At 68.5% G+C, this 23,917-nt stretch carries 26 protein-coding genes; 9 read left to right on the top strand and 17 right to left on the bottom strand.

The features are described 5' to 3' along the window. Positions 1-44: 44 nt before the first annotated feature. Positions 45-1,469, top strand: a complete 1,425-nt coding sequence (locus AC07X5_RS02235; RefSeq protein ID WP_494768895.1) for a hypothetical protein — start codon at positions 45-47, stop codon at positions 1,467-1,469. Between the two features lie 7 nt (positions 1,470-1,476). Here the strand turns inward: AC07X5_RS02235 and AC07X5_RS02230 are convergent, their stop codons facing one another. The 14 genes from AC07X5_RS02230 to mnmG all read right to left on the bottom strand — a co-directional run bounded on the left by AC07X5_RS02230 (position 1,477) and on the right by mnmG (position 14,311). Next, entirely contained in the window at positions 1,477-2,463 is a 987-nt protein-coding gene (locus tag AC07X5_RS02230) for an alpha/beta hydrolase (RefSeq protein WP_494768894.1), read from the bottom strand. Further along, positions 2,460-3,395, bottom strand: a complete 936-nt coding sequence (locus tag AC07X5_RS02225) for a hypothetical protein (protein ID WP_494768893.1) — start codon at positions 3,393-3,395, stop codon at positions 2,460-2,462. Before AC07X5_RS02225 ends, AC07X5_RS02230 begins: the two co-directional genes overlap by 4 nt. Positions 3,396-3,423: 28 nt before the next feature. Next, entirely contained in the window at positions 3,424-4,041 is a 618-nt protein-coding gene (gene lpoB / locus AC07X5_RS02220) for a penicillin-binding protein activator LpoB (protein WP_409961564.1), read from the bottom strand. Between the two features lie 29 nt (positions 4,042-4,070). Beyond that, positions 4,071-4,469, bottom strand: coding sequence for a YcfL family putative periplasmic lipoprotein (locus tag AC07X5_RS02215; protein WP_409961563.1), 399 nt, complete (start codon positions 4,467-4,469; stop codon positions 4,071-4,073). A gap of 31 nt (positions 4,470-4,500) precedes the next feature. Continuing rightward, positions 4,501-6,057, bottom strand: a complete 1,557-nt coding sequence (locus AC07X5_RS02210; protein WP_494768892.1) for a COG3014 family protein — start codon at positions 6,055-6,057, stop codon at positions 4,501-4,503. A 321-nt stretch (positions 6,058-6,378) separates the two neighbouring features. Next, positions 6,379-7,122 (bottom strand): class I SAM-dependent methyltransferase, encoded by a 744-nt coding sequence (locus AC07X5_RS02205; protein WP_409961583.1) that lies wholly within the window; start codon positions 7,120-7,122, stop codon positions 6,379-6,381. Between the two features lie 316 nt (positions 7,123-7,438). Further along, positions 7,439-8,356, bottom strand: a complete 918-nt coding sequence (locus AC07X5_RS02200) for a ParB/RepB/Spo0J family partition protein (RefSeq protein ID WP_494768891.1) — start codon at positions 8,354-8,356, stop codon at positions 7,439-7,441. 56 nt (positions 8,357-8,412) lie between these two features. Next, positions 8,413-8,709 (bottom strand): cupin domain-containing protein, encoded by a 297-nt coding sequence (locus tag AC07X5_RS02195; protein ID WP_494768890.1) that lies wholly within the window; start codon positions 8,707-8,709, stop codon positions 8,413-8,415. A gap of 6 nt (positions 8,710-8,715) precedes the next feature. Continuing rightward, the gene (locus AC07X5_RS02190; protein ID WP_494768889.1) at positions 8,716-9,282 is read right to left on the bottom strand and encodes an RBBP9/YdeN family alpha/beta hydrolase; all 567 of its coding nucleotides are present in this window, start codon (positions 9,280-9,282) and stop codon (positions 8,716-8,718) included. Between the two features lie 35 nt (positions 9,283-9,317). Continuing rightward, positions 9,318-10,118, bottom strand: coding sequence for a ParA family protein (locus tag AC07X5_RS02185; protein WP_409961558.1), 801 nt, complete (start codon positions 10,116-10,118; stop codon positions 9,318-9,320). Positions 10,119-10,136: 18 nt separating this feature from the next. Then, entirely contained in the window at positions 10,137-10,751 is a 615-nt protein-coding gene (locus AC07X5_RS02180; protein ID WP_494768888.1) for a LysE family transporter, read from the bottom strand. A 99-nt stretch (positions 10,752-10,850) separates the two neighbouring features. Beyond that, the gene (gene rsmG, locus AC07X5_RS02175; protein WP_494768887.1) at positions 10,851-11,528 is read right to left on the bottom strand and encodes a 16S rRNA (guanine(527)-N(7))-methyltransferase RsmG; all 678 of its coding nucleotides are present in this window, start codon (positions 11,526-11,528) and stop codon (positions 10,851-10,853) included. 91 nt (positions 11,529-11,619) lie between these two features. After that, the gene (locus AC07X5_RS02170) at positions 11,620-12,357 is read right to left on the bottom strand and encodes a hypothetical protein (protein ID WP_494768886.1); all 738 of its coding nucleotides are present in this window, start codon (positions 12,355-12,357) and stop codon (positions 11,620-11,622) included. Then, positions 12,335-14,311 (bottom strand): tRNA uridine-5-carboxymethylaminomethyl(34) synthesis enzyme MnmG, encoded by a 1,977-nt coding sequence (gene mnmG, locus AC07X5_RS02165; protein WP_494768885.1) that lies wholly within the window; start codon positions 14,309-14,311, stop codon positions 12,335-12,337. Before mnmG ends, AC07X5_RS02170 begins: the two co-directional genes overlap by 23 nt. A 168-nt stretch (positions 14,312-14,479) precedes the next feature. On the opposite strand from mnmG, the gene AC07X5_RS02160 reads away from it, so the two are divergent. From AC07X5_RS02160 to AC07X5_RS02150, 3 genes are all read left to right on the top strand, one after another. Beyond that, a complete protein-coding gene (locus AC07X5_RS02160) occupies positions 14,480-15,097 on the top strand; it encodes a Crp/Fnr family transcriptional regulator (protein WP_494768884.1) in 618 nt (205 codons plus the stop codon). A gap of 212 nt (positions 15,098-15,309) precedes the next feature. Beyond that, entirely contained in the window at positions 15,310-15,900 is a 591-nt protein-coding gene (locus tag AC07X5_RS02155; RefSeq protein WP_409961551.1) for an NADPH-dependent FMN reductase, read from the top strand. Between the two features lie 24 nt (positions 15,901-15,924). After that, positions 15,925-16,185, top strand: a complete 261-nt coding sequence (locus AC07X5_RS02150) for a YkgJ family cysteine cluster protein (RefSeq protein ID WP_409961550.1) — start codon at positions 15,925-15,927, stop codon at positions 16,183-16,185. Here AC07X5_RS02150 and AC07X5_RS02145 read toward each other — a convergent pair whose 3' ends face one another. Continuing rightward, a complete protein-coding gene (locus AC07X5_RS02145) occupies positions 16,186-16,683 on the bottom strand; it encodes an Lrp/AsnC family transcriptional regulator (protein WP_409961549.1) in 498 nt (165 codons plus the stop codon). Positions 16,684-16,839: 156 nt separating this feature from the next. On the opposite strand from AC07X5_RS02145, the gene AC07X5_RS02140 reads away from it, so the two are divergent. The 5 genes from AC07X5_RS02140 to AC07X5_RS02120 all read left to right on the top strand — a co-directional run bounded on the left by AC07X5_RS02140 (position 16,840) and on the right by AC07X5_RS02120 (position 21,757). Beyond that, the gene (locus tag AC07X5_RS02140; protein WP_494768883.1) at positions 16,840-18,024 is read left to right on the top strand and encodes a M20 aminoacylase family protein; all 1,185 of its coding nucleotides are present in this window, start codon (positions 16,840-16,842) and stop codon (positions 18,022-18,024) included. Positions 18,025-18,036: 12 nt separating this feature from the next. After that, positions 18,037-19,272, top strand: coding sequence for a diaminopropionate ammonia-lyase (locus AC07X5_RS02135; protein ID WP_494768882.1), 1,236 nt, complete (start codon positions 18,037-18,039; stop codon positions 19,270-19,272). A 32-nt stretch (positions 19,273-19,304) separates the two neighbouring features. Then, positions 19,305-20,036 carry an aldolase gene (locus tag AC07X5_RS02130; protein WP_494768881.1) on the top strand — a complete coding sequence of 244 codons (732 nt, stop codon included), beginning with the start codon at positions 19,305-19,307 and terminating at the stop codon, positions 20,034-20,036. 76 nt (positions 20,037-20,112) lie between these two features. Beyond that, positions 20,113-21,009 (top strand): RNA polymerase sigma-70 factor, encoded by an 897-nt coding sequence (locus AC07X5_RS02125; RefSeq protein WP_494768880.1) that lies wholly within the window; start codon positions 20,113-20,115, stop codon positions 21,007-21,009. A gap of 292 nt (positions 21,010-21,301) precedes the next feature. After that, on the top strand, positions 21,302-21,757 hold the full coding sequence (locus AC07X5_RS02120) for a carboxymuconolactone decarboxylase family protein (RefSeq protein ID WP_409961544.1): 456 nt from the start codon (positions 21,302-21,304) through the stop codon (positions 21,755-21,757). A 9-nt stretch (positions 21,758-21,766) separates the two neighbouring features. Here the strand turns inward: AC07X5_RS02120 and AC07X5_RS02115 are convergent, their stop codons facing one another. Both AC07X5_RS02115 and AC07X5_RS02110 read right to left on the bottom strand, forming a co-directional pair. Continuing rightward, positions 21,767-22,981 (bottom strand): FAD-dependent oxidoreductase, encoded by a 1,215-nt coding sequence (locus tag AC07X5_RS02115; protein WP_494768879.1) that lies wholly within the window; start codon positions 22,979-22,981, stop codon positions 21,767-21,769. Then, the gene (locus AC07X5_RS02110) at positions 22,978-23,913 is read right to left on the bottom strand and encodes an ornithine cyclodeaminase family protein (protein WP_494768878.1); all 936 of its coding nucleotides are present in this window, start codon (positions 23,911-23,913) and stop codon (positions 22,978-22,980) included. The genes AC07X5_RS02115 and AC07X5_RS02110 overlap by 4 nt, the downstream gene beginning before the upstream one ends. Between the last annotated feature and the right edge of the window lie 4 nt (positions 23,914-23,917).

Below are 23,917 nucleotides of genomic sequence, written 5' to 3'. Positions count from 1 at the left end.
ACAAGGCGTGGCAGCATCCTGGCGAGTACCCAGGAGACCCCGCCATGCCCCGCCCCCACCTTGCCCTGCTGGCCTCGCTGGCGCTGCTGGCCAGCGCCGCCGTGGCCGCGCCCACCGTGGGGCCCTGCCCCGTGCTGCCGGCGGACCATGTGTTCAACACCCGCATCGACCAGCTGCCGGTGCACCCGCAGTCCGCTGCCTTCCTGCAGACCATCAGCACCGGCAGCCGGCGCCTGCACCTGGACCTGGGCCAGAGCGAGGACATGGCCAGCAGCGAGTACTGGGGCATTCCGTACAACGTGGTGCAGGGCAGCCAAATCACCTGGCCGGCGGTCTACTTCGACCGCGATGGCGCACCCGATGAAAGCGATTGCGCGCGTGCCGACGGCAGCCTGGCGCGCCCCTGCACGGGCCTGACCAGCACCGCGCGCCTGCCCTTCCCGCTGCGGCCCAAGGTGGAGGGCGGCATCAGCAGCAACAAGGCCATCTACAACGACCACCACATCCTCAGTGTCGACACCGACACCTGCATGCTGTGGGAGAGCTACCTGAGCTATGCCCGCGCCGATGGCGGCTGGGACATCTACAGCAGCGCGGCGTTCGACCTGCGCTCCAACGCGCTGCGGCCCGCGGGCTGGACATCGTCGGACGCAGCGGGCTTTCCGATCTTCCCGCTGCTGCTGCGCGCCGAGGAGGCCAGCACCGGCGAGATCCAGCACGCGCTGCGCTTCACCATCCAGAGCAGCAAGATCCGCACAAGCTATACCTGGCCGGCGCGCCACCTCACGCGCAATGGCGATGCCTCGGCCGCCAAGCCGGCGATGGGCCAGCTGTTCCGCCTGCGTGCCGACTACCCGGTGCCCGAGAACTACACGGCGCAGGCCAAGGCCATCCTCAACGCGCTCAAGCGCTATGGCATGTACATCGCCGACGGCGGCTCGGACATGTACATCACGGGCGATCCGAGCCGGCTGTGGCAGAGCGCCACCATCACCCAGGTGCAGACGGTGCCGCACACGGCCTTCGAGGCGGTGGACCTGACACCCATCACCACGCGCGTGGGCTTCAGCGCCGACAGTGCGCGCGTGCCGCCCGCACCCGGCGGCGGGCCGCTGACGCCGGCCAGTTTCTCGGGCACGACCGAGGGCACGGTGCAATCGCTGCGCCTGACCGGGCGCGTGCAGCCGGCATCGCGCGACGTGGGCCAGGGCGGCGTGGTCTATGTCGTGGCCTTGGTGCCCGGCGTGGGCGTGGCGGTGCTGACGCCGCAGGGCTGGGCGCTGTTCAACGGCGCATCGACACCGGCGCCGGCCTGGCAGGGCACGCTGACGGCGTCGCAGACCGTGACTATCCTGGAGCTGGTCAATGTGAGCAGCCTGCGCGGCACGCAGTTCTTCCTGGGCTACGGCACCAGCCTGGCGGACATGCTGAACAACACGAAATTCCAGCTGATCTACACGGTCCCCTGAGGCCTTTTCAACGGGAGAGCGGTGCGCACAGGCCTTGCAGCGGCGCCCTGCCCCACTGTTCCAGCCAGGCCCACAGCTGCTGCACCCCGTCACCGCCGGGGCCTTGCAGGCCATGGTCGGCACCGGGCAGTTCACGCGCGCACCAGGGCGTCTGGCGGCCCTGCGCCTGCCCGGCCCCGCGGCGAAAGGCCTCCACGGGCACCAAGGCATCGTTCGCACCCCATACCTGCAACACAGGCCAGGGCCCTTCGCGCAGGGGCCGGGCCAGTGGCCAGTGCCAGAGGTCGCGCCAATAACCCAGGCTGCGGCCCTGCGCCAGCGTGCTGTCGGGCTGGCGGCCGGCCTGCATGCGGCCCAGGGCCTCCCAGTCGTCTGCGGCACCCAGGCGCTGCGCCTGCAGGGCCCCGGCCTCGCGCGGGTCCAGGCCACTGCCCGACGACAACACCAGGCCCGCCAGGCCCGGCACCTCGGGCGCCAGCGCAGGCAGCAACTCGGCCCCTTCGGAGATGCCGACCAGCAGCTGGGGGATGGTTGGAAGACCCTGCGCCTGGCGCAGGCGGGCATCGGCGCGCAGCGCGGCCCGGGCATGGTCACGCCAGGCTGAAAGGCGATCCGCCTGCACGAAGTCGGCAGGGCATGCACCGGCGACAGTGCGGGCCTCTGGATCGACACCGGGCTTGTGCAGCACCAGCACCTCGGCATGCAACAGGCCGGCGAAGTAGCGGTCGGCCAGCGGGCCCATGCCGGCGCAGCCCGAACCGGGCACCACGATCACGCGGTAGCGCAGCGGCGCCGTGCGCGCGGGCCGCTGCAAGGCCTGCACGACCGCCCCGCCCGCCCCCGGCAAGGAATAGGGCGCGAAGGCCGTTGCAGCCGACGCTGGCGGCTCTGGCGCTGCAGCGCAGCCGCCCACAAAAAAGGCCAGCACCAGGCTGGCCTTGAGGGCGCGGGTCGGGATGGCGCTGGCCATCCACGCTGCGCGAGGGGCAATCACTTGAGGATCAGCACCTGGTCGGCCTGGGGTGCCGGCATGGGCTGGCCGCCGCCCTGGTAGACCACGGGCGGTGGCGGGGGAGCGGCCGGGCGCACGCCGCGGGCCAGGTGGGCGTCGGTGTAGCCCAGCTGGGTGGCCAGCTGTTCGTACACGCTGCCTGCCAGGCTGCGCGAGGTCTCGCTCATCACCTTGGCCCGGTTGGGCGGGGCGATGTCGCCGCGGTTGGACAGGATCTTGGTGTCGTTGCCTTCGCCCTGTGCGGAGAACGCGGCCTTGATCTCGTAGGTGCGGGTGTTGATCAGCGAGAAGTCGGCCAAGAGCTGCAGGCCGTACTGGCGCGTGGCGCTGGTCGTGCCCTGCAGGGGCGAGAGCGCATCGGTGAAGTTGATGCTGGAGACCACGCCGAAGAGCACGTAGTCGGCACCGGCGAACTCGCCCTTCTTGATGCGCGCGATCACGTTGGCCACCTGGTTCTGCGCCTGGGGTGCGGCCATCTTGCCGGTCTGCACCTGGTTGAGCACCTGTTCGGCCTTGCTGTTCTGCGGCTTGCCGGCGTCGAAGCCCTTGCCCTGCACCAGGCGGAAGTAGGTGCCCTGCAGCAGCGCGCCCTTGATGTCGTTGGTGTAGCCGCCGAGCTCGCGCTGCTCGATGTAGCTGTAGCGGCCGGCCACGAAGGTGCCGCTGGCCTGCTCCGAAGCCTGCATGGAGTGGCTGCCCGAGCCACCGTACATGCCGTGGCTCGCGCTGCCGCCGGCGCTCATCTGGGCGCTGCGCTGGTAGGCGCCGGCCACGAAATATTCCGAGACCTGCTGGGCATAGGCCAGGTCGGTCACGGCGATCTTCGGGGCTGCGTTCTGTGCCTGGGCGCTGCTGGCGCCGAAGGTGATGGCCAGCACGCTCAGTGCGGCGGCCAGGGTGGTTCTGCGTTGCATGGTGAAGTCCTTTCAGTGCCGCGTTGGCTCAGCGCTTGCTGGTCTTGCGGATTTCCTTCTCGTCCTGCCATTCCACGGTGCCTTCCTGCACGTCGAACAGCTTCAGGGTGAACTTGTAGTACACGTCCTTGGTGGTGTTGCTCTGCTTGACGATGCTGGTCAGCTCGCCTTCCATGGTGTACTTGGCAGCCGTCATCTGGCCGACCTTGGCGGTGGTGCCCTGCTTGTACAGGCCGCTCTGGTTCTGGCGCTGCAGTTCGTCCACGCCCTGCTGCATCTCGTTGATGGAGCGCACGAAGCGCACCTTGCCGGACTTGACCAGCGCGGTCTGGATCGAGTTCATCACGTTGGTGGTGTCGATGTACTCGCTGGTCTTGTTCTTCACGGTGGAGATGGTCACCGTGGGGCGGCCCTGGAAGATGCCGGTTTCGAGCAGGCCGCCGGTCATCTTCTCGGCGATCATCTGCAGGTCGGTGGAGCCGAACTCGTTGGTCACCAGTTCCACGGCCTTGGCGTCGCCGTAGTTGACCTGGCGGTCGAAGCGCACGGTGGGCGAAGACAGGTTCTGGCAGGCCGAGAGGGCCAGGGTGCTGGCCGCGAAGGCCAGGACGAGCGCGGTGCGCTGGATGCTGTGATTGCGTTGCATGGTTGTTTCTCCGGTCGGCGCTGGAATGCTCAGCGCGGTTCTACGTTCATTTCCAGGCGCAGGTCGACTGCGGCGCTGGTGGGGGCTACGCTCTTGACGGTCTGCTGGCCCAGGCCGAGCACGCTCATCTGCTTCCACGACTCTCCGTCACCCACCTGGTTGCCCACCTGGTCCACCCACTTGAAGCGGTAGAACACGGTGCGGTCGGTGCGGCCCATGTTGGCCATGTCGGCCTGCACCACCAGGATGTCGTTGGTGCGCACGATGCGCATCTCGCGCACGGCGATGTTGTTGGCCTCGCCGCGCAGCGCCACCTTGGACGCCACGGCGATCGGGGTGGCCGGGTCGTGCAGCTGGGCGTGCGCCGCTGCGCCGGTCAGTGCCATCAGGGCAACGCCGATGGCGGTCAGGTGGGTGCGGATGGTCATGGATAGGCTCCTTGGAAAACGTCTGTCAGGTTCAGTTCTTGGCCGGGGTCACGGGCGCTTGCGCGGGCTTGGCCGCAGGCCGCGTGCGGTTGGTGGTAGTGGTGGTGCTTGTCCTGGTCGTCGTCGTCGTGGAGATCGTCTTGGTGGACGATGCAGGCACCTCGACGGCCGCTGGCGCCACGGCGGCAGTGGAGGACGCGGCGGCCAGCTGGCCGACCGATGCCACGTCGCCCATGAGCACGCTGTTGTCGTACAGGCGCAGGGGCACCAGGGCGTACTGGCCATCGACCTTCACGGGCTGGGGCAGCGCGCGGCCGTTGATGGTCACGGTGTGCTCGCCCGGTGGCAGGTAGCCGCGGGCCACGTAGACGCGGCCGGGCAGCATGCGCCACATGCGGTCGTCGGCCTGTTCGGTGGCCGAGGCTGCCACGGCACCCACGATGCCGCCCAGCAGGCCGCCCTTCTTCTGCAGCTGGTCCTGCATCACGCCCTTGGCGACGGCGCGGGTGAAGCCGCGCAGCACCATTCCGGGCATTTCGTCCTTCAGGGCACGGCGTGCCATCACGTTCACGTCCACCACCTTCTCGAGCTTGAAGTCCGTGCCGGCGGCCGACAGGTTGGTCAGCGGCGCATCGCGCGAGGGCTCGATCACGGGGTAGGACACGCTCACCGTGGTCCAGCGGCTGCCCACCGGCACCGGCAGGGTGAAGGCGCGGGGCTTGCGTGCGGGGGCGTCGCCGGCCTCGACCACGAACAGCACGTCGGTCATGCGCTGGCGGCGCTTCCAGGTGAAGCTGGTGCGGCTGTCCAGGCCGCGCAGGCCTTCTTCGAGCACACCGGTCTCGGGCTTGAGTTCGATCGCCTTGCGGTAGCCCGGCGCGGCCAGGCCCGGCTCGTTGAGCATTTCGTACAAGAAGCCGGCCAGGTAGTGGCTCAGGGCGTTCTGGTAGCCGTTCTTCAGGGCCAGCACTTCGGGGTCGTTGAAGGTCTCGACGGGATAGCCGTTGAGTTCCTTGCCGCCGGAGGTCGCGCCCTTGGACTTGGCTTCCTGCTCGGCCGCCAGGGTTTCCTTGGAGCGGAACTCGGCGATGATGGCCTCGCGCTCATGGGTGCGCTTGATGTCCACGCGGGCGTTCTCCACGTCGCCCACGGCCACGCGGTTGAGCGCCAGGCGGGTGGTCAGCCAGACCTTCTCGTAGTCCTGGCCTTCATAGGCCTTCAGGCGCTCGCTGATCAGCGCGGCACCCACGGTGCCCATGAGCTTTTGCGGGTTGCTCTTGGCCGTGTCTTCCCATTCCTTGACCTTCACGTCGGCCAGCAGGAAGGCATTCGTGCTGTCCGCGTAGCGGCGGTCCATGCGCAGCAGCTCGCCGCGTTCCATGTTGTACAGCAGCGCGGTCTTCTCCTCCTCGGTCTTGGCCGAGGATTCGAGCTGCGCAATGGCCGCTGGTATGCCGCCGCTGCGGCCGGCACCCTGCACGTCGCTGGCCAGCTTGTCGTGGCTCTGCATCGTCGCGCAGCCCGTGAGGGCGGCGCTCAGCGCCAGCACCCACAGCAGGCGCGGGCGGAATTGGGGTCGGGATGTCATGGATACTCCTTGCAAATGGATCGGGTGTTCACCAGAAAACCCCGGCGACGTGCCCCTGCAACAGAAATGCTGCGGCAGGCACCGCAGAGGGTGCCGCGCGCGGCATGCCGCTGGCGAGGGAGGTTGTCGACCGGACAAGGAAGGCTGTGCAGGCCCGAGCGCTCCCTCCTGGCGCTGGTCCTCGCTGCTGCTGCTGCAAGCCCCCTGTGGCTGTGAATTTCTAGGTTCTTGTGTGGTCTGTAGCCAGGGCGCAATGTAGCAAAAGGATGTATCTTTTCTGTAACCGCCGGCCGGTAGGAAAAACAGTTGTAGCGCTGCATTTCAGCCCTCCCTGGCGGTAACGGGCAAGCGGTAGATCCACACCACACGGCCGCCCGGTGCGCGCAGCTGGGCACGGGGCAGCAGGCCGGGCACGGCGAACTCCAGGCTCACCAGCCAGGTGCCGGCCGCCATCTCGGCCTGGGCCTTGGCGGCGGCGCGGGCCATGCTTTCGGGGCGCTGGAACAGGTAGACCATCTGGTAGCCGCTCCAGTCGGCCTGCCACATGTCGCCGCGGCGCACCTGGGCCCAGGGGCAGCGCAGAGCGCAGGCCAGGCGCAGCGGCCAGCTCCACTCCAGCCCTTCCAGGCGTGCGTCCGGGTAGGCATGGCGCAGGGCAATGAGCCCGTCGCCCAGGCCGCAACCGGCATCCAGAATGCGCGCGCCCGGCGCCACGGACGCCTGCACGGCCAGCGCCTGCAGCGCATTGCGCGGCGTGGGAAAGATGGGCGCATCGCGCCAGGCATTGAGGGGGTAGACCGCCAGCAGCAGCGCCAGCGGCACCAGCCAGGCCCAGGCCGGCAGGCTGGCCATGCCGCTGGCCGCCAGCGACAGCGGAAAGCCCAGGGCAATGAGCGCACGGCGCCACCAGCTGCTGCCCAGCAGGCTGGCCGCCGTGCCCAGCAGGCAAGCGGCCAGCAGCGCCGCGACGGGCGGCACGGACCGCAGGAGTCCGGCATAGAGCAGCCACGCGGCGGCCCACGCCAGCAGCGCAGGAAGGGGCCAGGGCAGAAGGCGCAAGGGCATGGGAATCAGCGGCCGCAAGGCCCCTGCCAGGCTGGCGTGGAGCGGGAGCATGCGATCACGCCATCGGCCAGCGCAACGCCGGTCCGGCCCAGGGAGGGCGCGGTTGCCGGCAGTGGCGATGGGTGGGTGAGCGATGGCATGGTCTCTCCAGAAACTCCCCCGCAGCGGGTGCCGCGGGATGGAATGGAGCGCAGTGTAGGCCGGCATGGCGCACCGCAACACACCCCGCCGACCATTGCGGCAAGATTGTGTGCACTTTGTCACGTGGCCCCAAACCAAGGGGCTCGCACCCCCACCCGCCCGGGGTGGGCGGCCGTCAGCCGCGCAGGCGCTCGATCAATCCATTGAGTTCATCGATGGAACCGAACTGGATCGCCAGCTCGCCCATGTCCTCGACCTTGCCGGCGCGCTTGACGCGCTTCTTCACGCGCACCTCGACCTCGGCCATGAGCAGGTCGGACAGCTCTTCCTCCACCCGGCGCATGTCGCGCGACTTTTCCTTCTTGGGCTTTTGCGGCACCAGGCTGAACTCGGCGCCGATCTTCTTGACCAGGGCCTCGGCCTCGCGCACCGACAACTTCTTGGCTGCGATCTGGTTGCCAGCCGTGATCTGCGCCGCACGCTCCAGCGAGAGCAGCGCGCGCGCATGGCCCATGTCGATGTCGCCGGCCATGAGCATGGTCTGCACCGGTTCGGCCAGATTCAACAGGCGCAGCAGGTTGCTGGCCGCGCTGCGCGAGCGGCCCACAGCCTGGGCCGCGAGCTCGTGCGTGAGCCCGAACTCGCGCACCAGGCGCTGCAGGCCATGGGCCTCTTCGAGCGGGTTCAGGTCCTCGCGCTGGATGTTCTCGATCAGCGCCATCGCCGCCGCCGCCTCGTTGGGTACGTCGCGCACCAGCACCGGCACGCGGTCCAGGCCGGCCAGGCGTGCGGCACGGAAGCGCCGCTCGCCGGCGATGATTTCGTACTTGCCGGCGTTCTCGCCATCGGCCAGGCGGCGCACCAGGATGGGCTGCATGATGCCCTGCACCTTGATGCTCTCGGCCAGCTCGTACAGCGCGCCCTCGTCCATGCGCGTGCGTGGCTGGTACATGCCGGGCACCATCTCGGCCAGGGTCAGCGTGTTGGGCAGGCCGGCATCGGCCGCCTGGGCCTGCTCGGTGGCTTCGCTGACCTTGGGGCCCAGCAGGGCTTCGAGGCCGCGTCCGAGGCCCTTGGGTTTCTTGGTGACCATGAAAGATCGCTTTCTTCTTGTGTGTTCTGGAATTCAGGGACGGCGCCGCGCGCGCATCATTGGTCGATGATCACCAGCGTGCCGTGGCTACCCGGTGCCACCGCATGCGTCACGCCTGCAGGCACGATGAACACTTCGCCGGCCTGCACCTCGGTGACTTCACCCTGCAGGTCCAGGCGCATGCAGCCCTCGACCACGAGCAGGGCCTCGTCGAAGTCGTGCGATTCGTCGGGGTAGGCGCCGTCGTCCATGCGCAGCACCTTGACGTTGGCATTGGCGGCTCGGCCGATGACGCGGGACGACCAGGCTTTGGGAAACGTGCGCGCCGTCTCCAGGAGATTGGTTTTGGACATGGTGGATCAGGACGTGGAGAGCGGCATGGCGGACGACCGCAGCCCGGCCAGCAGGGCCTGGCCCTCGGGCCAGTCACCGAGGCCCGACTCGGCATTGATGTGCCCCCGCTCGCCGTAGTCGATGAAACGCGCACCCCAGGCCTGGGCCAGGCCCTCGGCCTGCTCGAAGCTGCAATACGGGTCGTTGCGGCTGCCCACCAGCACGGCAGGGAACGGCAGCGGCTGGCGCGCGATGGGCGACCAGCCCGGCAGGTAGCCGGCGATGTCCTCGCGCTCCACATCGCCGGGGGCTACCAGCAGCGCCCCCTTCACCCGGTGGGTGTTGGATGAATGCGCGGCCCACCAGGCGGTGAGGATGCAACCCAGGCTGTGCGCCACCAGCACCACGGGGCCAGGGGCGTCGACGATGGTTTCTTCGAGCCGCGCCGTCCAGTCACCGCGCAGCGGGCGCATCCAGTCATGCTGCTCCACACGCGCAAAGCCATGCAGCGCCTCCCAGCGGCTCTGCCAGTGCTCGGGCCCGGAGCTCTGCCAGCCAGGCAGCACCAGCACGGTGTCGGTGGATGAACTCATACTATGAATTTGATAGCAAACAGGCAGATGTTCGATCAGACAACGGCGGGCTTCTTGCCCAGCGCCTTCATGCTCTGCACGCGCTCGACCATCTCCTGCGCGAACTCGATGAAGGCCTGGCTGCCCTTGGCCAGCGGGTCGAACACCACGCCCGGCAGGCCGTAGCTCGGGGCCTCGGCCAGGCGCACGTTGCGCGGGATCACGGTGTTGAACACCTTGTCTCCGAAATGGTCCTTGAGCTGCTCGCTCACCTGCTGCTGCAGGGTGATGCGCGGGTCGAACATCACGCGCAAGAGGCCGATGATCTGCAGATCGGGGTTGAGGTTGGCATGCACCTGCTTGATGGTGTTGACCAGGTCGGTCAGGCCTTCGAGCGCGAAGTACTCGCACTGCATGGGCACGATCACGCCATGGGCCGAGCACAAGCCATTCAAGGTGAGCATGGACAGCGAGGGCGGACAGTCGATGAGCACGAAATCGTAGTCTGCAGCGGCCTCGGCCAACGCAGCCTTGAGGCGCTTTTCGCGGTGCTCCAGCGCCACGAGTTCGACCTCGGCACCGGCCAATTCACGGTTGGCACCCAGCACGTGGTAGCCGCACTTCTCGCTCAGCACGGCCGCCTCGCGCACCGAGGCGGATTCGAGCAGCACGTCGTACACCGTGAGGTCGAGCTTGCGCTTGTCCAGGTTCGAGCCCATGGTGGCATTGCCCTGCGGGTCCAGGTCGACCATGAGCACGCGCTGACCGATCTTGGCCAGGCCCGCGGCGAGGTTGACGGTGGTGGTGGTCTTGCCGACGCCACCCTTCTGGTTGGCAATGCAAAAGATCTGGGCCATGGGGTTTGAGTGCCTCGTTTACTTCGAAATGGCCAGCTTGATGCCGAAACCGATCAGGAACACGCCAGCGACTTTTTCGAGCACGCGGCCGATGGTGGGGTTGGCGCGCATGCGCTCCGCCAGGTGGTGGGTGAGCAGCACGGCGATCAGGCCGTAGGCAAATGTCAGCGCCGCCACGGTGGCCGCCATCACGCCAAAGGTCAGCAGGCCCTGGTGGCGGGCCGGGTCCACGAACAGCGGAAAGAAGGCCATGTAGAACACGATGGCCTTGGGGTTGAGCAGCGTGATCAGGCCGGCCTGCTTGAAGTAGTGGCGCGGCTCGATGTTGAGGATGGGTTGGGCCCCAGGCTTGGCCGTGAGCATCTTGAAGCCCAGCCAGGCCAGGTAGGCGGCGCCGAGCCACTGCACGGCATGAAAGGCTGCGGGGTAGGTGGACAGCAGGGCGGCCACGCCAGCCACCGCTGCCCACATCAGCAACTGGTCACCGGCGATCACCCCCATCGTGGCGGCCAGGCCACCGCGGATGCCGCCCTTGCTGGTGGACGTGATGAGCGCCAGGTTGCCCGGACCGGGAATCGCCAGGAACAACACGATGGCCGCCACGAAAGCGCCGTAATCTGCAATGCCAAACATGAAAATCCCCTGGAAAGAGCCTGCCGCGAATCCAGCCGGTGAGCGGGGAAGTTTAAGCGACCCGCCGATGCGGGACCGGCTTTTTTCCCGCAGCGTTGCTTATGCGGGTCGCATCCAGACGATGCAACGCTCTGCATCCAACCCTGGCACGGCCAGTGGTTCCACGTGGAACACCTGCACGCTGGCCGGTAGGGCCGCGATTTCCTCGGCCGGGTGCTTGCCCTTCATCGCCAGCCAGACGCTTTGTTGCCCCAGGGCCTGGCGCGACCAGGTGGTGAAATCCACCAACGAAGCAAAGGCGCGGCTGGTCACCACATCGAAAGGACCATCGAGGTTCTCGACCCGGGCATGCACGCCGCGCAGGTTGATCAGCCTGAGCGATACCGCCACCTGCTGGATGAAGGCCGCCTTCTTGGCCACCGTGTCCACGCAGCTCACATCGACATCGGGGCAGCAGATGGCGATCACCACCCCGGGCAGGCCGGCGCCGGCGCCCACATCGAGCAGGCGGGCGCCCTGCCCTGGCGGCAAGGCGGCCTGTGCCAGCGCGCGGCGCAGCGGTGGCACCGCAGCCAGGCTGTCGAGCAGGTGGTGGGTCAGCATCTCCTTCGGATCGCGCACCGCCGTGAGGTTGTAGACCTTGGTCCACTTCTGGATCAGGTCCAGGTAGCACAGCAGGGCATTGGCCTGCGCTTCGGACAACGGCACGCCCAGTTGCTGGGCGGCCGAGAGCAGCGTGGGACGAAATGCCTCGGTGATGGAGGAAGGGGTGTTCATGGAATTCGAGGTGTCCGTTGTTCGGTAGGCAGCCGGGGCCGCAGAGCATACCGTGATGGTTTCACGTGGAACCACCGCGGCATGGGTGCGCTCAGGAACCCGCGCTGTCCCAGCAGTTGGCGGGTTGGTCCTTGGTCTGCACCCAGTAGCGCGTGCCCTGGCCCAGGCTGGTATTCGTGGTGCGCGTGCCGCTCAGGCTTCCCGTGTTCAAACCATCCTGCACGCTGGCCATGCGCCAGCCGCTGCCCAGCTCCGCTTCGCAGCGTGCCGATGCCAAGGCAGCAGAGGTCAGAATCGCCCCCATCACGGGCTGGGTCGGCGCCAGCTGCCCACCTGTCCAGCCAGCATAGGTAGTGTCGGTGCCGCCCGCAGGTTTGGCTGCGGTACCGGGCTGTATGCACAGCACCGGCAGGACCACGCGGCACGAGGTATCGCCCTGCCGATGATTGCAGGGATGGTCGTCTTTCAGAGGGCGGTCCGTCGCGCGGGGCTCGCCCGCGCAACCCAGGCGAGCCACCTCGGCCGGCAGTTTGGCCTCGTCCACCAGCAAGGCAAAGGTCAGGCCATGGCCGATGCCCCCCGCTGCAGGGGCTGCGGCCGCCACTGGGGCAGCCTGCGTCGTCGCCACCTTGGCAGCGGTGGGCTGCCTGGCCACCGGCGCACGCTTGTCACGTTCGTGCTTCATCCACAAGGGAATGCCCAGCAACAGCAAGAGCACGGCCACCACCGCCACGGTGCGCACCATCAGCAGCTCGCCCCGCTGGCGTGTGCGTCGCCCTGCCGTGCCCTTTCGGGCCACGGGCCGTTCAATGCGCGACGGGCTCAGCATGCGTCGTCCGTGCACCGGCAATACCGCGGAAGGCACCCTTTTTGAGGTGCACCATGAGCAGCGACACCGTCGCAGGCGTGATGCCCGAGATGCGCGAGGCCAGGCCCAGCGTTTCGGGGCGATGGCGTGTCAGGATCTGGCGCGCTTCGATGGAAAGTGCCGCCACCTGCATGTAGTCCAGGTCGTCGGGCAGCTTGAGGTTCTCGTAGTGGGCGGCGCGCTCCACCTCGTCCTTCTGCCGGTCGATATAGCCCGAATACTTGGCAGCAATCTCCAGTTGCTCGATCACGGACTCTGCCAGATCACCCAGTGTTTCACGTGAAACTTCGGCGGATGCATACTTGCTGCCATCCATGCCCACCAGCGCGTCGTAGGCCACATCGGGCCGGCGCAGCAGCTCGAACAGGTTGTATTCGTGCTCGATGCTCTTGCCGAGCACGCGCTCGGATTCAGCGGCCGGGAGGTTGCGCGGATTCACCCAGGTGGCCTTGAGGCGTTCTGTTTCACGTGAAACCGCATCGCGCTTGCGGCTGAAGGAATCCCAGCGCGCATCGTCCACCAGACCCATCTTGCGGCCCATCTCGGTCAGGCGCAGGTCGGCGTTGTCCTCGCGCAGCTGCAGGCGGAACTCGGCGCGGCTGGTGAACATGCGGTAAGGCTCGTTCACGCCCTTGGTGATCAGGTCGTCCACCAGCACGCCCAGGTAGGCCTCATCGCGGCCGGGCAACCAGGGCGCGTCGCCCCGGCACTGCAGTGCGGCATTGATGCCGGCGAACAGCCCCTGGGCTGCCGCCTCTTCGTAGCCCGTGGTGCCGTTGATCTGGCCGGCGAAGAACAGGCCCTCGATCTGGCGCGTCTCGAAGCTGCTCTTGAGCGAGCGCGGGTCGAAGTAGTCGTACTCGATGGCGTAGCCCGGGCGCAGGATGTGCGCGTTCTCCAGCCCCGGCATGCTGCGCACCAGTTCGTACTGGATGTCGAACGGCAGGCTGGTGCTGATGCCGTTGGGGTAGAACTCGTGCGTGGTAAGGCCTTCGGGTTCGAGGAAGATCTGGTGGCTGTCCTTGTCGGCAAAGCGGTTGATCTTGTCTTCCACGCTGGGGCAGTAGCGTGGGCCCACGCCCTCGATCTTGCCAGTGAACATGGGGCTGCGGTCAAAACCGCTGCGGATGATCTCGTGCGTGCGCTCGTTGGTGTGCGTCACCCAGCAGGGCACCTGCCGTGGGTGCATGGCCGCATTGCCCATGAAGCTGAACACCGGCACAGACCCTTCGTTCACGCCACCGGGCATGCCGTCGCCGGGCTGCTCGGTGCACTTGGAGAAGTCGATGCTGCGCCCATCCAGCCGCGGGGGGGTGCCCGTCTTCAGCCGGCCCTGGGGCAGCTTGAGTTCCTTGAGGCGTGCCGACAGCGACACGGCTGGCGGGTCCCCTGCCCGGCCGGCGGAGTAGTTGTTCAGGCCCACGTGGATCTTGCCGTCGAGGAAGGTACCGGCCGTGAGCACCACCGTGCGCGAGCGGAAGCGGATGCCCACCTGCGTGACGGCACCCACCACGCGGTCGCCCTCCACCATCAGGTCGTCCACCGCCTGCTGGAACAGCCACAGGTTGGGCTGGTTCTCCAGCATGCGGCGGATGGCGGCCTTGTAAAGGATGCGGTCGGCCTGGGCCCGCGTGGCACGCACGGCCGGCCCCTTGGAGCTGTTGAGAATGCGGAACTGGATGCCGCCCTCGTCCGTGGCCAGCGCCATGGCACCGCCCAGCGCATCGACCTCCTTGACCAGGTGGCCCTTGCCGATGCCGCCGATGCTGGGGTTGCAGCTCATCTGCCCCAGCGTCTCGATGTTGTGCGTGAGCAGCAGCGTCTTGCTGCCCATGCGGGCGGCGGCCAACGCGGCCTCGGTGCCGGCATGGCCACCGCCGACGACGATCACATCAAATTCCTGGGGGTACAACATGGGAGCGCTCCGGGGCCTGTCGGGCCCGATAATCAAAAATCCCGGTGCGGCGCATGCGGCAGGCCCCGCCTTGGGCCTGCCGTGCGCACCGGCCCCGCCCGGTGCGGGGGTGCCAACCTGCACCCTGCCCCGGCGGGCAACCCGGGATTTTCCCACTTTGCGCCCACCGTGTCTGCCCACAGCCCTCTGACCCGCTTTCTCACCGGACTGGTGGGCGATCCGCCCGTACCGGTGGCATCGTGGTGGGCCAGCGCCCAGGCCATGCGTGGCCAACCCCTTTTGCGCGCGGGAGAGTCGTGGCGCCACCTGTGGTGGGTGGAGCGCGGCGCCCTGCGCCTGTATCTGGTGGACAGGGACGGTGCGGAGACCAACAAGAACTTCTTTCTCGATGGGGCCCTGTTCTGGCCCACCACCCCAAGCCTGCGGCAGCAGCCAGCGATGTTCCACGTGGAACCATTGGAAGACAGCCGGGTATGGGCGCTGGCCTTGCCGGCCCCCTGCACCGCCACGCCCACTGATGGCTGGGCGCCTTGGGCCGCACTCGAACACCGGGTGCTGTGCGCCCTGCTCGACGGCAAGATGCAGCGCGAGCAGAAGTTCCTGCAGCTGAGCGCACGCGAGCGCTATGCGCGGCTGCTGGCCCAGCACCCGGACTGGGCAGAGCGCATCTCCCTGCGGCACCTGGCGCCCTACCTGGGCATTACCGATGTCACCCTATCGCGCGTGCGCAGCGAGATGGGCCTTATCAAAGGTCAAGGCATCACACCATCGCCACGGGCACAGTAGGCACATGCCCGCACTCCGCGGGCCCTTCCGAAGGACTGAGCCCAGGTGCGAGCCCAGTGGAATGCCGCCAACCTGTGGCGCGCCCTGCTCAGCCTGGCGGCCTTTGTCCTGGCCCTGGTCACGCTGGTGTGGCGATTGGCTCCACCGCAGGGGCACAGATAGCCCAGCGCTTGCAGGAATCCTGCCCGGCGCCTGTGCTCCAATGCAGCACCATGCACGCAAACTCCCTCCTCGTCTTCGCCGGCAGCACGCGCCAGCAATCGTTCAACCGCCGCCTGGCCCACGCAACCGCCGCCATCGCCCGCGATGCCGGCGCCGAGGTCACGCTGCTGGAGCTGTCGGACTACGACATCCCCATGTACAACGCCGACCTCGAAGCCCAGGGCACGCCGGCCGACGTGGTACGCCTCAAGCAGGTGCTGTGGGAGCATCCCGCCTGGATCATCTGCTCGCCCGAGTACAACGGCAGCTACACCGCCCTGCTCAAGAACACCATCGACTGGGCTTCGAGCCCCGTGGCCGGCAACCCCGACTGGCAGGATGGCACCAAGTCCTTCCGCGGCAAGGTGGTCGGCATGCTCAGCGCCTCCAACGGCGGCCTGGGCGGCCTGCGCTCGCAAAGCCATCTGGCCCCACTTTTGGTCAACCTGGAATGCTGGCTCGCGCCCAAGGCCTTTGCCCTGGGCCAGGCCAGTGCGGCCTTCGACGAGGCGGGCGCCCTGGTGCAGCCAGTCCACCGCGAACGCGTGCGCGCGGTGGTCGACCAGGTACTCTGGGCATCCAGCCGCCTGAACGCCGCCTGAGCTATCAAAACAATAGCAATAGCGATGCAGTGCCGACCCGGCTGCGGCGCCTGCTGCACCGCCCCGTCCATCAGCTCGCCCATCCCTGGCATGCCAGAGGGCAAGCCGGCGGGCGTGCGCTGCATCCAGCTCGGCGACGATGCACGCTGCCTTATTTTTGGGCAGCCCGAGCGCCCCGCAGTCTGCAGCGGCCTGCAGCCCTCGGCCGAGATGTGCGCCGACAACACGCACAATGCCATGGCCTTCCTGACCCGGCTCGAAGACCTCACCCGGCCTGCGGCCTGATCAGTCCTCGTCGTCGTTCTTTTCGGGTTCAGGTGGCACATCCAGCGCCACGCGCGTCTCGAACTTGGAGCAGTTCATCGCGAACGTGCTCTTGAAGTTGCGCACATTGTTGTTCGACGAGAACACCTCGCGCGTGAACGCGTGGTAGCGCTCCATCGACGCGGAGTTGATGATGAGCAGAAAGTCGAACTCGCCCGACACCTCGTAGCAGGCCATCACATCGTCCTGCGCCGCCATCTTGGCTTCGAAGTTGCGCAGCAGCGCATCGTTCTGCTTGTCCAGTTCCACCGACACAAACACCGTGAGCGGGCGCCCCACGCGCTGCCGGTTCACCACCCCCACCTGCCGCAGCAGAATGCCCTCCGCCCGCAGGATGGCGATGCGGCGCTGGCAGGTGGCTGGAGAGCTGTTGACCTTCCGGGCCAGCACACGCAAGGGCTGCGAAGCGTCTTCCTGCAGCAGGTTGAGGATCTGGATGTCCAGGCGGTCGAGGTTCATGGGTCCACCCACGATACCAAAGGGCGATGGGACAAATGCATCACGGTTCTTCCGATTGTGAGACAGATCCTTCATTGAACGCGGTATTGCGGTGGTTTTAACCGGGCATGCGCCCCAACAATGGGTAAGAACCGTCCGACACCTGGAGCGCCCGCCATGACCACCAACCCGCCCACCCCCACCGACTTCGACCAGCAGCTCGTGCGCTGGCGCCACCACCTGCACCGCCATCCCGAGACCGGCTTCAACGAGGTGGACACCGCCGACTATGTGGCGCGCCACCTCGCAGCCCTGGGCCTCACGGTGCACCGCGGCATCGGCGGCACGGGCGTGGTCGCCAGCCTCCGCGTGGGCAGCAGCCCGCGCAGCATTGGCCTGCGCGCAGACATGGATGGCCTCGCCATGGGCGAGGCGGCCCCGGGCCGGGCCCATGCCTCGCAGAACGCGGGCTGCATGCACGCCTGCGGCCACGACGGCCACATGGCCATGGTGCTCGGCGCGGCGCAGCTGCTGGCCGAGCGGCGCGACTTCGACGGCACCGTGCACTTCATCTTCCAGCCCGCCGAGGAACACGGCAAGGGGGCGGCGGCGATGATGGCCGACGGCCTGTTCGAGCGCTTTCCGGTCGATGAGATCTACGGCGCCCACAACATCCCCGGCATGCCGGCCGGCCACATGGCCATCCGAAGCGGCGGCATCATGGCCAGCGAGGACAACTTCGCCATCGAGATCACCGGCCGCGGCGGCCATGCGGCGCGCCCGCACATGGCCATCGATCCATTGGTCATCGGTGCCGAGATCGTGCTCGCGCTGCAGACCGTGGTGGCGCGATCGGTGGACCCGAGCCAGCCGGCCGTCGTCTCGTGCACCGAGTTCACCACCGACGGCATCCGCAACGCCCTGCCCACGCACGCCACCATCAAGGGCGACACGCGCAGCTACTCGCCCGCCGTGCAGGCCCTGCTTGAAAAGCGCATGCGCGAGATCTGCGAGGGCATCTGCGCCGCCCATGGCGCCACGTGCAACTTCACCTACACGCACGAGTTCGCGCCCACCGTGAACTGGCCCGCCTGCGTGGAGGTGGCCGTGGCCGCCGCACAGGCCGTGGTCGGCGCCAAGCGGCTGGACACCGACGTCACGCCCATGATGATTTCCGAGGACTTCGGTGCCTTCCTGCAAGTGGTCCCCGGTGCCTTCATGTTCATCGGCAACGGCGAGTCCGGCACGCCCGGCGGCGTGCCGCTGCACAACGCCGCCTACGACTTCAACGACGCCGTGCTGCCCGTGGGCGCCCGCTACTTCGCCGAACTCGCGCGCGTGCGCCTGCCCACCACCGTCTGACCCTGGAAACCCATGCTCTTCACCAACCCTGCGGCCTCGCGCCGCCCCTACGACACCGCCCTGCAGCGCGTGATGAACCTCGCCACCGCCCGCGAAAGCCGCCAGTGGCTGGCCGGCTGGCGCCAGCTGCGCAGTGGCGGTACGCCGCTGCACGCCCTGCCCCACCTGGCTCGCCAGCTCGGCCTGGGGCAGTTGCACCTCAAGGACGAATCCGCGCGCTCGCCCCTGGCCAGCTTCAAGGTGCTGGGTGCTCCCGTCGCTCTGCTGCGCCTGGTGCTGCGCCAATGGCCCGGTGCGGGCTGGGCCCCGGCCGACCTGCTCGCGGGCCGGCACGCCGATGTCCTGGCCAGCTTCACGGCCATCAGCGCCACCGATGGCAACCATGGCCGCGCGCTGGCCGCTGCTGCACAGAGCATCGGCTGCCGCTGCGTGATCGTGCTGCATGCGCAGGTCAGCGCTGAGCGCGAACAACCCATCCGCGAGCTGGGCGCCGAGGTCGTGCGCATCACCGGCAACTACGACGACTCCGTACAGGAGGCCGAGCGCCTGGCCCGTGCCCACGGCTGGTGGGTGGTCTCCGACACCTCGTACGAGGGCTACGAGGACATCCCTCGTGACGTGATGCAGGGCTACGGCATCCTGGTCGATGAACTGCTCGAACAGGCCCCCGAACGCGGCGACGGTACCTGCCCCTTCACCCACGTGCTGCTGCAGGGCGGCGTGGGCGGCCTGGCCGCCGGCGTCGTGGCCCCCCTGTGGGAGCGCTACGGCGAGCAGCGCCCCGCCTTCGTCGCCGTGGAGCCCGAACAGGCCGACTGCCTGCTGCAAAGCGCCATCGCCGGCCGCGCAAGCCGCGCCACGGGCGGCGTGGACTCGGTCATGGCCGGCCTGGCCTGCGGCGAGACCTCGCCCCTGGCCTGGCGCTTCCTGCAGCCCGCGGTGGACCTGTTCATGACCGTGAGCGATGCCCAGGCCGAAGAGGCCATGCGCACCCTGGCCAGCGGCGCAGCGGGTGACGTGCCCGTGCTCAGCGGCGAATCGGGCGCCGCCGGCCTGGCCGCGCTGGCCGCCCTCATGGCCGACCCCGCCCTTGCCGCCCAAGCCGGCCTGGGGCCGGACGCGCGCGTACTGCTCATCAGCACCGAAGGGGCCACCGCCCCGGGCGTCTACGAAGCCATCACCGGCCGCAGCCCCGCCAGCGTGCTGCAGGCCCAGGCCGAGTGGCAGGCACGTCCATTGCACGCGTGACAATGAATGCACCCATGACCCCAGGAACCCCGATGAACCACAGCACCCCCACCCTCGACTTCGATTCGCCCAGCGTGCGCCAGCTGCGCGAAGACCTTGCCCTGGCGCTGCGTGCCGCCGCCCACCACGGCCTGTCCGAAGGCGTATGCAACCATTTCAGCGTGGAGCTGCCCGATAAATCCGGCCGCTTCCTGCTCAACCCGCGCGGCCTGATGTGGAGCGAGGTCCAGGCCGAGGACATCGTGCTCATCGACGAACAGGGCCAGCGCCTGGCCGGCCGCCACGAGGTGGAGCCCACGGCCATGTTCATCCATGCCGCCATCCACCGCCTGTGCAAGAAGGCCTGCGTGCTGCACACCCACATGCCCTATGCCACGGCGCTCACGCTCACCACCGACCGTGCGCTCGACACCACCCTCTCGCAGAACGCCATGCGCTTCCATGGCCGCACGGCCGTGGACCCGCACTACAACGGCTTCGCGCTCGACGTGCGCGAGGGTGAGCGCATCGCCGGCGTGCTGCAGGCCGCCGACATCGGCTTTTTGGGCAACCACGGCGTGGTGGTCTGCGGCGACCGCATCGACTACGCCTACGACGACCTGTACTACCTGGAGCGCGCCTGCATGGCGCAGGTGCTGGCGCAGTCCACCGGCCGCCCCCTGGCCCCGGCCAGCGCCGCACTCGCCCAGCACGTGAGCGAACAGTCCATGGGCGAACGCCTGCAGTCGGAGCTGTTCTTCGAAGCATTGCGCCGCACGCTCTGATCTTTTAGAAGGAAGCTGTCACAGAACGGACCCCACGCACGTCTGGTATGCACCAGACTATGCTTGGAGCCCGACCATGACCGCAGCCCCCCTGGCCCCCGAGGCCGACGCCACCTTCGCCGCCCTGCGCCCGCGCCTGTTCGGCATCGCCTACCGCATGCTGGGCGTGCGCGCCGATGCCGAGGACGTGGTCCAGGACGCCTGGCTGCGCTGGAGCGCCACGGACACGGCGGCCCTGCAATCGGCCGAGGCCTGGCTGGTCACCGTGACCACGCGCCTGTCCATCGACCGGCTGCGTGCCGCCAAGGCCGAGCGCGAGGCCTACGTCGGCTGGTGGCTGCCCGAGCCGCTGGTGGAGCAGCTCGACGAGCGCACGCCAGAAGCCGCGGCCGAGCTGGCGGGCGAGCTGTCGGTGGCCTTCCTCTACGTGCTCGAACGCCTGGGCCCCGAGGAGCGTGCCGCCTTTCTGCTGCGCCAGGTCTTCGACTACGACTACCCCGAGATCGCCGCCCAGCTGAACAGGAGCGAAGCCGCCTGCCGCCAGATGGTGCACCGCGCCAGCGAACGCGTGCAGCAGGCCCGCACCCGCTTCGAGGTGCCGCGCAAGGTGCACCACCAGTTGCTCGAACGCTTCATCGCAGCCGCCCACAGCGGCCAGCGCGATGCCATCGAGTCCCTGCTGTCCGAAGACGCCATACTGATCGGCGACGGCGGTGGCAAGGTGCAGTCCTTCCCGCACCCGCTGGTGGGCGCCTTCCGCATCGCCAACCTGTTCTGGGCGCAGTGGCGGCGCATGGCCGAGCAGGTGGTCTACCGCACCGTGCTCATCAACGGCGAGCCGGGCCTGCTGCGCTACATCCACGGCCGCCTCGAATCGGCCCAGGCCATCGTGACCGATGGCGAGCGCATCGTCGCCATCTACGCGATCCGCAACCCGGACAAGCTGCAGGGCATCCCGCTCACGCTGGATTGATGAACACCCCCTGAGTCGCTTCGCGCCTTCACCCCTCTCTCGCATTGCTGCGCAATGCGGGAGGGGGACGCCCCCAGTGCGGCGGGGCGGCCCTTGCACGGGGGCACTGGCCTTGGCCGTGCCAGTTTCATGCGATGCGGGTGACGCGCAGCGCTATGGAGAACTGAGAGAAAGGTTTTTTGCGGCCGGCTGTCACAACGGCACAGGCCCGCGCGTCTTGAAGGGTATGGAAGGCAACGAAAGGCCCGGCGCCTTCCAGTTATCAACCCTTCATCTCCCAGGAGTCTTCACCATGTCCCAGCACACCGCCCGCCTGCCCTACCACCAGCTCGCCAACAAGGCCTTCATGGGCCTCGTCAACCTGTCCGAAACCATCAAGAAGGGCAGCCTCGGCGCCCGCCTGGCCGAACTCGTGTTCCTGCGCGTCTCGCAGATCAACGGCTGCGCCTACTGCATGGACATGCACTGGACCTATCTCGTCAAGGACGGCATGGACCCGCGCCACCTCAACGCCGTAGCCGGCTGGCGCGAAGCCCCGTTCTTCAGCGAGCGCGAGCGTGCCGCCTTGCGCTGGGCCGAGATCATCACCGCCACGCCGCACAGCGACGCCAGCGACGAGGAGTTCGCCCTGCTCAAGGCCCAGTTCAACGACACCGAGATCGCCGAGCTGGGTTTTGCCATCGGCACCATCAACGCCTGGAACCTGATCAACGCGGGCATGCGCAGCCCGATCCCGCAAGGCGCCTGATCGATCGACTCAGGCAGGCTGCAGCACGTGCTGTGACAAGGCCGCCGCGCTGCCTGCCGCCAGCGTCAGGCCCAGCGCCCCATGCCCCACATTGAGGTACAGGTTGCTGCCGCGCCAGCGCCCGACGATGGGCACCGAGGTCGGCGTTGCCGGCCGCAGGCCCGCCCAGGTGGCGGGGTCGTTCAGCACGCACAGGTCCGGGTAGGTCTGCGCCACCGCCTCCACCATGGCCTGCACGCGCCGGGCCGGCACCGCTAGGCCCATGGCACCCACCTCGGCCATGGCCGCCACGCGCAGTTGCCCGCCCAGCGGCGCGAACACCGTCTTGCGCCCCAGGTCCGTCACGCTCGCGCGCGGCCGCACCGCACCAGAGCGGAACGGCACCGTGATGCTGTAGCCCTTGATCGGCTCGATGGGCAGGCGCAGGCCCAGCGGGGCCGCCAGCTGGGGCGAGCGCGGGCCCGCAGCCAGCACGAAGGCATCGGCCGCGATGTCCCCCACGCCGGTGCGCAGCGCCGCGATGCGCTCGCCCCGGCGCACGAAGCCCTGCGCCTGCACACCCAGCGACACCGTGCCGCCCATGCGCCGCACGCTCTCCACCAGGGCCAGGCACAGGCGGTGCGGGTCGCCCACGCATTCGTCGCGCGTCCACACCCCCCCGGCGAACTGCAACGCAGTGGCACCGCGCAACGCGGGCTCCTTGTCCAGGCACTCCTGCACGCCCAGCACCTCCTGCGTGCAGCCCATGCCGGCCTGCAGGCGCACCTGCCGCTCCTGGTGGCGCAGCGAATCGGCAGTGGGGCACAGCACCAGCTTGCCGTTCTCGGCAAAGCCGAAGTCCCAGTGCTCGTCACGCATCCACTGCGCCAGCACCACCCGGCTCGACTGCGCCAGCTGCAGCAGCTGCGCCGTTCCGCTCAGCGATTGCCGCGCGGTGCAGGCGCGCAGGAACTGCAGGCCCCAGGCCCACTGCCGCCAGTCCCAGCGCTGGCGAAAGCGCACCGCTGAATGGCGCGACAGCAGCAGCCCCGGCAGCGCCCGCAGCGTGGCCGGCGAAGCAAAAGGCTCCACATAGCTGTAGCTCAGCTGCGCACCATTCGCGTGGCTGGTCTGCAGGCCTGGAGCCTGTGCCGCATCGATCAGCTGCACCTCGCAGCCCTGGCGTGCAAGCTGGTAGGCCGTGGCGCAGCCGATCACGCCGGCGCCGATGACGCAGACCTTCATGGCTGCGCCCCTGCATGCAGGATGCGCGAAACGGCCAGCTGCGCCACCGCCACGTCGGCCAGGCCGATGCCCACCGACTTGAACACCGTGATGGCCGGGCCGGCGGGCCGCCACGGGGCCTCGCCCGCATACAGCTGCGGCAGATCGATGAAGGGCGAGTTCGCGCTCCGCCCCGGCCACAGCACCACCTCGCCGGCCTCCTCCAGGCTCTGCGGCTTCCACTCCACGATGATGCGGCCGGCGCGGTCCATGGTGGCGTCGTCCAGTTCGCGCCCCTTGGGTGTGCTGGTGCCGATGGCCGAGACAAAGGCCCCCGGCGCAAGCCACGCGCCATCGAAGACAGGCGTGGACGAACGCGTGGCCGTGACCACGATGTCGGCATCCCGCACCGCCGCCTCGGCCGTGGTGAAGGCCACACGGCTGCCTGTGCGCACGGCCAGGGCCTGGCCCCAGGCCGCATCGCCAGCCGGGTCCACCAGCGCGATCTCTTCGAACCCGAACCAACCGCACAGCGCATCGGCCTGTGCGCGCCCCTGCAGCCCCGTGCCGAACAGCGCCAGCTTGCGCGGGCGCTGTGCGGCCGCCTTGGACGCCACCAGCGTGGTGATGGCCGCCGTGCGCAGCCGCGTGAGCTCGTTGCCGTCGAGCAGGGCCAGCGGCCGGTTGCTCGCCAGGTCGAACAGCAGGATGGAGAAGCTGAACTGCCCGCGCACCGTGGGGTAGACCTTGACCCCGCCCACGCCCCGGTCGGCCCACACCGCACCCATGGTGCTCAGCCGCAGGTCGCGGCAGTCGGTGCGCTGGCGGCGGTGCACGGCGGCACCTGCGGCGGCCAGGCTGGCAAAGGCCTCGTCCAGCACGGCGGCGACCGAGCGGTAGTCCAGGGCCTCGGAAATCTGCTGGTCGCTGATGAAGGGAATGCTGTTGCTCATGGGA

The sequence above is a fragment of the Acidovorax sp. GW458-11-26-14-TSB4 genome (assembly GCF_059423865.1).
This window is presented reverse-complemented; position numbering and strand designations above follow the sequence as displayed.

Excerpts from the sequence above, each read along its gene's own strand:
- AC07X5_RS02125 (WP_494768880.1), top strand. The coding sequence starts at position 20,113 with ATGACCGCAGCCCCCCTGGCCCCCGAGGCCGACGCCACCTTCGCCGCC.
- AC07X5_RS02140 (WP_494768883.1), top strand. The coding sequence starts at position 16,840 with ATGACCACCAACCCGCCCACCCCCACCGACTTCGACCAGCAGCTCGTG.
- AC07X5_RS02120 (WP_409961544.1), top strand. The coding sequence starts at position 21,302 with ATGTCCCAGCACACCGCCCGCCTGCCCTACCACCAGCTCGCCAACAAG.
- AC07X5_RS02145 (WP_409961549.1), bottom strand. The coding sequence starts at position 16,683 with ATGAACCTCGACCGCCTGGACATCCAGATCCTCAACCTGCTGCAGGAA.
- AC07X5_RS02135 (WP_494768882.1), top strand. The coding sequence starts at position 18,037 with ATGCTCTTCACCAACCCTGCGGCCTCGCGCCGCCCCTACGACACCGCC.
- AC07X5_RS02205 (WP_409961583.1), bottom strand. The coding sequence starts at position 7,122 with ATGCCCTTGCGCCTTCTGCCCTGGCCCCTTCCTGCGCTGCTGGCGTGG.
- mnmG (WP_494768885.1), bottom strand. The coding sequence starts at position 14,311 with ATGTTGTACCCCCAGGAATTTGATGTGATCGTCGTCGGCGGTGGCCAT.
- AC07X5_RS02155 (WP_409961551.1), top strand. The coding sequence starts at position 15,310 with ATGCACGCAAACTCCCTCCTCGTCTTCGCCGGCAGCACGCGCCAGCAA.
- AC07X5_RS02210 (WP_494768892.1), bottom strand. The coding sequence starts at position 6,057 with ATGACATCCCGACCCCAATTCCGCCCGCGCCTGCTGTGGGTGCTGGCG.
- rsmG (WP_494768887.1), bottom strand. The coding sequence starts at position 11,528 with ATGAACACCCCTTCCTCCATCACCGAGGCATTTCGTCCCACGCTGCTC.
- AC07X5_RS02195 (WP_494768890.1), bottom strand. The coding sequence starts at position 8,709 with ATGTCCAAAACCAATCTCCTGGAGACGGCGCGCACGTTTCCCAAAGCC.
- AC07X5_RS02185 (WP_409961558.1), bottom strand. The coding sequence starts at position 10,118 with ATGGCCCAGATCTTTTGCATTGCCAACCAGAAGGGTGGCGTCGGCAAG.
- AC07X5_RS02110 (WP_494768878.1), bottom strand. The coding sequence starts at position 23,913 with ATGAGCAACAGCATTCCCTTCATCAGCGACCAGCAGATTTCCGAGGCC.
- AC07X5_RS02115 (WP_494768879.1), bottom strand. The coding sequence starts at position 22,981 with ATGAAGGTCTGCGTCATCGGCGCCGGCGTGATCGGCTGCGCCACGGCC.
- AC07X5_RS02150 (WP_409961550.1), top strand. The coding sequence starts at position 15,925 with ATGCAGTGCCGACCCGGCTGCGGCGCCTGCTGCACCGCCCCGTCCATC.
- AC07X5_RS02225 (WP_494768893.1), bottom strand. The coding sequence starts at position 3,395 with ATGCAACGCAGAACCACCCTGGCCGCCGCACTGAGCGTGCTGGCCATC.
- lpoB (WP_409961564.1), bottom strand. The coding sequence starts at position 4,041 with ATGCAACGCAATCACAGCATCCAGCGCACCGCGCTCGTCCTGGCCTTC.
- AC07X5_RS02170 (WP_494768886.1), bottom strand. The coding sequence starts at position 12,357 with ATGCTGAGCCCGTCGCGCATTGAACGGCCCGTGGCCCGAAAGGGCACG.
- AC07X5_RS02190 (WP_494768889.1), bottom strand. The coding sequence starts at position 9,282 with ATGAGTTCATCCACCGACACCGTGCTGGTGCTGCCTGGCTGGCAGAGC.
- AC07X5_RS02130 (WP_494768881.1), top strand. The coding sequence starts at position 19,305 with ATGAACCACAGCACCCCCACCCTCGACTTCGATTCGCCCAGCGTGCGC.
- AC07X5_RS02200 (WP_494768891.1), bottom strand. The coding sequence starts at position 8,356 with ATGGTCACCAAGAAACCCAAGGGCCTCGGACGCGGCCTCGAAGCCCTG.
- AC07X5_RS02215 (WP_409961563.1), bottom strand. The coding sequence starts at position 4,469 with ATGACCATCCGCACCCACCTGACCGCCATCGGCGTTGCCCTGATGGCA.
- AC07X5_RS02235 (WP_494768895.1), top strand. The coding sequence starts at position 45 with ATGCCCCGCCCCCACCTTGCCCTGCTGGCCTCGCTGGCGCTGCTGGCC.
- AC07X5_RS02180 (WP_494768888.1), bottom strand. The coding sequence starts at position 10,751 with ATGTTTGGCATTGCAGATTACGGCGCTTTCGTGGCGGCCATCGTGTTG.